The organism is Blautia faecis, from assembly GCF_020554845.1.
Classification (GTDB): Bacteria; Bacillota; Clostridia; order Lachnospirales; family Lachnospiraceae; genus Blautia_A; species Blautia_A faecis.
In genome coordinates, this window is sequence record NZ_JAJCIA010000104.1 from 1 (window position 1) to 419 (window position 419).

The following is a 419-nucleotide window of genomic DNA, read 5'->3' on the forward strand; positions in this document are numbered from 1 at the left end:
AGCGTTGACAGGATTTCCAGTCAGCAGCACCGCAAAGGTCATGTACTGCCGGATGCTGGACGCTATGCTGTCCAAAGGGCAGGAGGACGAGAACGGAATCCTGTTTGTCTGCTTCCCTGTCACAGCCATTGCCGCAGTCCTGTCCCGCAGTCCCATGACGGTCAAGCGTTCTCTGAATGAACTGGAAACCGCCGGACTTATCATGCGGGTGCGTCAGGGCGTTGGAGAACCAAACAGGATTTATGTGCTGATACCGGGAAAGGAGGACGCTGCCCTTGCCTGATACCTCAAAGCTGGAAAAGCTCAACAGGGAGCTGGAGAAAAGCGAAAAGAAGCTGCGGAAAGCCATTAATGATGAAAAGGTATTGCAGCACCAGTTGAAGCAGCTTACCCGAAAGGAACGGACGCACCGGCTCTGT

General features: G+C 53.9%; 2 protein-coding genes. Both read left to right on the forward strand.

The window, feature by feature from the left end:
• A partial coding sequence (locus LIZ66_RS18400) for a DeoR family transcriptional regulator (protein WP_227201185.1) occupies positions 1-283 on the forward strand: 283 nt, incomplete at its 5' end.
• On the forward strand, positions 276-419 hold a 144-nt coding region (locus LIZ66_RS18405), incomplete at its 3' end, for a DUF3847 domain-containing protein (protein WP_227201186.1). The genes LIZ66_RS18400 and LIZ66_RS18405, both read left to right, overlap by 8 nt.